This is a genomic window from Ignavibacteria bacterium (assembly GCA_016873845.1).
Classification (GTDB): Bacteria; Bacteroidota; Ignavibacteria; order Ch128b; family Ch128b; genus JAHJVF01.
Map to the genome: position 1 here is coordinate 1 of VGVX01000100.1, position 6,158 is coordinate 6,158.

Genomic DNA, 6,158 nt, shown 5'->3' on the forward strand with positions numbered 1-6,158 from the left:
TATCATCGTTTTTATTTGCCATGACTGGAGACATTGGCGGAACATAGAATAACATTGGGAGGGTTCTAAATTCAATATGAGGCGGGAGTGCTATTTTCCACTCTTTAACGAATTTATAGATTGGAGAAATCTGTGCAGACTCGATAACTGAATCGTGCACTCCATTTAACCTTGCATATTTAATTACTTCAGGATCATTCGGATTGAGGATCATTGATCTATGTGCATCGATTAAACTTTCATTTGGTGAATTTGCGATTTCTTCAATCTTATCCGCATCATAAAGCAATACTCCCAAATATCTGATTCTTCCTACACAAGAGTGAAAACATGCAGGTGCTTGTCCAGTTTCCAGACGTGGGAAACACAAAATGCATTTTTCAGATTTACCGGTTGACCAATTGTAAAACGATTTTTTGTATGGACAAGCTGCGATACACTGACGCCATCCTCTGCATCTTTTTTGATCAATTAAGACAACCCCATCTTCACCTCTTTTGTATAACGCACCGGATGGACACGAAGCAACACATGCCGGATTCAAACAGTGATTGCATATTCTCGGGAAGTAAAAGAAGACCAGTCTCTCAATTGCAAAAAGCTGCTGTCTTTGCTCTGCTGTCAGTCCTTGCAAATTTGGGTCGTTCTCGGCATAAACAGGTGAACCGCCAAGGTCGTCATCCCAATTTGGACCGGCTTCAACGTTAATGTATTCGCCTGTCACCATAGAAATTGGAATCGCTGTCGGCTGGTCGCTCCCCTCAGGAGAATTGAACAGATCCTCGTACTTGTATGTCCACGGTTCGTAATAATCATCCATGCTCGGCATTGAAGGATTATGAAAAATATCCGTTACAGTACGGGACTTTGAAATGGATTTCAGTTTAATCGAACCGTTTTTCTTTTCCCAACCGCCGCGGTATTTTTCTTGGTCTTCCCATTTTGTTGGATAACCTGTGCCGGGTTTAGTTTCAACATTGTTCCACCACATGTACTCGGTGCCTTTTCTATCGGTCCATATATTTTTGCATGCGATGCTGCAAGTATGACAGCCAATACATTTATCCAAGTGGAATACCATTGATATTTGTGATCTTACATTCATTTTTTTTCTCCTACCAATTCAATTCTGGAAGTTTGCGGACTAAAACATGCGTGTCTCTGTTACAGCCGATTGGTCCCCAATAGTTGAAGTGATATGTAAATTGACCATAACCTCCAACCATCAGATTTGGTTTTAGTCTTGTGCGAGTTAAACTGTTATGCCCGCCAGCGCGACGATTATTTCTAAGAGGCGATTTTGGAACAGAGTAAGTTCGTTCCGGTGAGTGATAGATTATACAAATCCCGCGCGGAATTCTCGCACTTACTGCGGCACGAGTCACAACTACGCCGTGATCATTGTGCACTTCCACCCAGTCGTTATCATTGATCCCGAGTTCTTCTGCATCTTTATCATTCATCCAGAAAGGTTCAACTCCGCGCGAAAGAGTAGTCATTCTTTGATTGTCTCCATAGGTTGAATGAATGTGCCACTTGCCATGCGGAGTAAGATAATTTAGCATTTTAGTTTTACCAGCTTCTTTACTGAATCTTAAGTCAGCATACTGAGTTGGAAGAGGTTTCGGTTTATATGTCGGCAAGTGTTCGCCAAATTGAATGTAACCCGGATGATCGAGATAGAAATGCTGCCGGCCGGTTAAAGTCCGCCACGGTACAAGTGCTTCAACATTGTATGTGAACGGTGAATATGCACGTCCGTTTTCGGTAAGACCTGACCACATCGGACTGTTTAATAATCTCATCGGTTTGTTTTGAAGCTCTTTGTATGTAACTTTTACTCCACGATTTTTTTCAACGAGATGAGCAAGAGGCAGACCGACTTTTTCTTCCATGTTTTTATAAGAGCGATAAGACAGCTCGCCGTTCGTAACTGTTGCTAATGCGAGTATCGTATCGCAAACGTGAATGTCGTCTTTCAAAGATGGATAAGTTTTTCCATCGAACGTAACGGTTGCCCGAGTTTTTACCATTTCATCGTAATGGTCTTCGATGCTGTACTTAGTTCCATGCGCACCCAATCCGTTAGCTCTCACCAACGGACCGAATGAAATATATTGATTGTATAAATTTTTATAATCTCTATTGACAACAGAAACATTCGGCATTGTTTTTCCTGGAACAGCATCAATTTCGTTTTTCAGCCAGTCTTTAATTTCCGGCTGTGCAATTTCTGCCGCACTATCGTGTGCAAGTGGAGTAATTACAACATCTTTAACTTGTTCCGGGAAATGAGACCCAACTATCTCAGAGAATTTTTTTGCAATTGCTTTGAAAATATCCCAATCGCTTTTCGATTCCCAGCATGGTGGAACTGCGGCTGAAAGCGGATGAATAAAACTGTGCATATCAGTTGAATTCAAATCTCCCTTTTCGTACCAAGTCGCTGCAGGTAATACGATATCGGAATAAAGAGCCGATGTATCCATTCTGAAATTCAAGTCAACAACCAAGTCGAGCTTGCCCGAGGGTGCAATTTCGTGCCATACGACTTCTTTAACAGAATCTTTAGCTATGTCTTCTGCAATTGTATTTGTATGTGTTCCTAAGTAATGTTTCAGGAAGTATTCATGTCCCTTGCTGCTCGACATTAAAGCATTGCCGCGCCAAATGTACCAAACTCTCGGCCAGTTGGATTCTGCATCAGGATCCTCAACAGAAAATTTTATCTTTTTCTTCTTAATCTGTTCAATAACGTATTTAGAAACTTCTTCATTCGATTTTGCGCCTTTATTCTCAGCTTCTTTTGCCAGGTTTATGCTGTTCTTATCGAATTGTGGATAAAACGGAAGCCAGCCGTTTTGTACAGCTTTCACCTGTGTATCCATTGCATGTCCTTTCGCAAGAGAACCTTGTTCCTGCTTTGCAGGGACAGTGTGGTAATCTGTAAATTCTTTTTCGTATCTCCATTGATCTGTGTGAACGTAATGCCAGCTTGGTGCGTTTTGCTGGCGAGATGCGGCATACCAATCTTTTGCAAATGCAATCGCGCCCCACGGTTCGCCAGGAGCTAATTTTTCCTGTCCGACATAATGCGCAAGCCCGCCGCCATTAACTCCTATACATCCGCAGAACATCAACGCATGAATACCTGCGCGGTACATTAAATTCGCATGATACCAGTGATTGATTCCAGCGCCTATAATTATTGTACATTTACCATTCGTTAGCTCCGCCGTTGTTCCCCACTCACGTGCGAATTGGATTAAATCTTTTCTGCCAATTCCAGTGTACTTCTCAGACCAAGCAGGAGAGAATGAGAACTCTTCATCATCATAATCTTTCGGGTAATCTCCCTTGAGTCCACGTGCGACTCCATATTGTGCCATGAGTAGATCGTAGATCGTTGCGACCAAAACTTTTTTCCCGTCGGATGTTTTTATCTCTCTTACTGGAACTTCTTTGTAAAGACTTCTTCCTTCGGCGAAATCATCGAAACGTACTTTAATAATCTTATCATTTTTCTTTAGAAAGGTTAATTGGGGATTGATTGCGCTTCCATCTAATCCATCCTTTAATAATAAATTCCATTTCCCTTTTTCCTTGCCCCATCTATCGCCAACACTTCCCATAGGCATTTTTGGCGCATTAGATTTTTCATCCCAAATTAAAAATTTCCAATCACCGTTTTCAACATCTGAGTATTTTTTTATTTGATTGGCACGAAGAAGTTGACCGGCTTCATAGTTTCCATTCTCCTCGCTCAGTTCGACTAAAAATGGTGCGTCTGTATATTTTTTGGTGTACTCGATAAAGTAAGGAATTTGTTTTTGGTGATGGAATTCTTTTAGCAAAACGTGATTGACAGCCATCCACCAAGCGCCATCCTGCCCAGCATTTAAAGACACCCAGTGGTCAGCATACTTTGCGACTTGATTGAAATCGGGTGAAAAGACATACATCTTCGTACCATTATGACGAGCTTCTGCAGCAAAATGACAATCGGGAGTTCGCGTCATGTTTAAGTTTGAACCCATCACAGCTAATAATTTCGCATTGTACCAATCGGCAGATTCTTGAACGTCAGTTTGTTCGCCCCAGGTTTCTGGTGAAGCAGATGGTAAATCGCAATACCAATCATAAAACGATAAAGAAATTCCACCAATAAGCTGCATTAATCTTGCGCCTGCAGCATAACTGACCATTGACATAGCCGGAATCGGTGAGAAGCCTGCAATTCTGTCAGGTCCATGTTTTTTAATCGTATGAATATTTGCAGCCGCCATAATTTCAAGCACTTCATCCCAAGTTGTTCTTCGGAATCCGCCTTTACCACGTGCTTTTTGCCAGCGTTTTCTTGATTCAGGATTTTCGACAAGAGATTTCCACGCATCTACAGGGTCTTCATGTTCAAGTTTCGCTTTTCTCCACAAGTCCTGCATTGCACCGCGTATATATGGATACTTAACTCTAAGAGGGCTGTAAAGATACCACGAGAAAGAAATTCCACGTTGACAGCCGCGTGGTTCATACGGCGGCAATCCATTTTCAAGCGATGGATAATCAAGTCCCTGCATCTCCCAAGTTACAATTCCATCTTTTACATGGATCATCCATGTGCAGCTGCCTGTACAATTTACACCATGTGTGCTTCTAACAACTTTATCATGCTGCCAACGATTACGATAAAATTCTTCCCAGCTTCTTAATTTTGGATTGACTTCATCTTTTATCCAGCCAATAGATTGTTTTTTACTCATTTACAGACTCCATTTTTTTAGAAAGAACCATCGGACGCCTTACAGCGCGAAAACGTTTGTTCCAGATAACATCAAATAATACAAGTACAATTAGTGCACCTCCTAATCCAAACAAAATGAAATTCAATCGAGCCGTAGAGGTGTCTTCTGGATTTCTTTGTAATGTGTATTGAAAGAAAGCGACAATTGGGAGAATTTCTTCTGGATCAAGAGGTTGATTTTTATAAACTGATTGCATTGTAGGTGTTGCTGGTGCCGATAGCCATGCTTCAAGGGTTTTTCTTCCTTCGTATCTCTCGAACACAGTTGTAAGATCAGGCGCCAACGTTCCGCCTCCTAAACCGCCAATTCCATGAACTGTATGGCAGGAAAAGCACGCCGGTCCGCCATTGACAAGCGGGGCTTTTCCCATAAAAATATTACGACCTACATCTATATCTTTTTGTGTGAATGGACGATCGCTTAATCTAACACCAACGAATTGTGATTTTTCGAGCTTCGATTCTTCTTCAATTAAATTAAGTAATGCTTCAGCCCGCAGTTTTGTTATTCCCGGGATTGTTGGCATCAATGTTCCTTTATACTCTTTTAATAATTCGAGTGCGTAAGCATCGCCTGCATCAATCACTGCTTTTGGGTCTTGAATAAAATTGACTAACCAAGCTTTATCTTTTCGCTGTGTGATATTTTTTAAATCAGGTCCTGTTAATCGCCCGCCGCCAATCGTATGACAGCTTGAACAATTCAGCTTGAAGAAATCTGCGGTCTCTTGTGCAAAACTCGATGCAGGAAGCATGAATAGTAATCCTAATGTTAAAAACAAAGATTTGCTGGGGAGCTGAAATCCCACCGAACCTTTTTTACTTATGATAAAAATATCTTTTATCATGAAATAAATTCCTTCTCTAAACTTTCGAGTGTTGAAATAAATTTTGATTTTGAAGCACAAGCTTCATTTTCTTGTTCTACCTTTTGAAACTTAGCAAGCAGTTCATTTTGCTCAACTTCATTGAAATGCTGATCTGACATTACAAAAAGTATGTTGTCTTCTTTTTGAATGTGCTGGCGCAAAAGTCCTATGAAATTTCTTCCTGCAAGAGCTAAATCTTTCAATGCAGAGGCGTCGCCGGTTGCATAGCGTTCAGCCGCACTGGTCATTACGGCTACAAGATTCCGCCCTTGTGTATGTTCATACAGCATAACCGCTACGGGTCCCATCTGTTTTGAGAAACCTTTTATTTCCATTGCTGGAAATAATAAATCTTCTTCCTTGCCGTGGTGACATTTATCGCCGAATTTTTTAATGAATTCTATTATATCGAAGTAAACTTGAGGTTGAACTTTTTCTCCATTTTCAGATTTTTTCAGAGCTGCTTCAAATACGTTCAACATTCTTTC

General features: G+C 41.0%; 4 protein-coding genes. All 4 read right to left on the minus strand.

Annotation, left to right across the window (positions count from 1 at the left end):
* Positions 1–1,105 (minus strand): nitrate reductase subunit beta (gene narH, locus FJ213_12405; protein MBM4176953.1); only part of this gene is annotated, 1,105 nt, incomplete at its 3' end.
* A gap of 10 nt (positions 1,106–1,115) precedes the next feature.
* Positions 1,116–4,760 carry a nitrate reductase subunit alpha gene (locus FJ213_12410; protein MBM4176954.1) on the minus strand — a complete coding sequence of 1,215 codons (3,645 nt, stop codon included), beginning with the start codon at positions 4,758–4,760 and terminating at the stop codon, positions 1,116–1,118.
* A complete protein-coding gene (locus tag FJ213_12415) occupies positions 4,753–5,649 on the minus strand; it encodes a cytochrome c (GenBank protein ID MBM4176955.1) in 897 nt (298 codons plus the stop codon). Before FJ213_12415 ends, FJ213_12410 begins: the two co-directional genes overlap by 8 nt.
* A partial coding sequence (locus FJ213_12420; GenBank protein MBM4176956.1) for a hemerythrin occupies positions 5,646–6,158 on the minus strand: 513 nt, incomplete at its 5' end. The genes FJ213_12420 and FJ213_12415, both read right to left, overlap by 4 nt.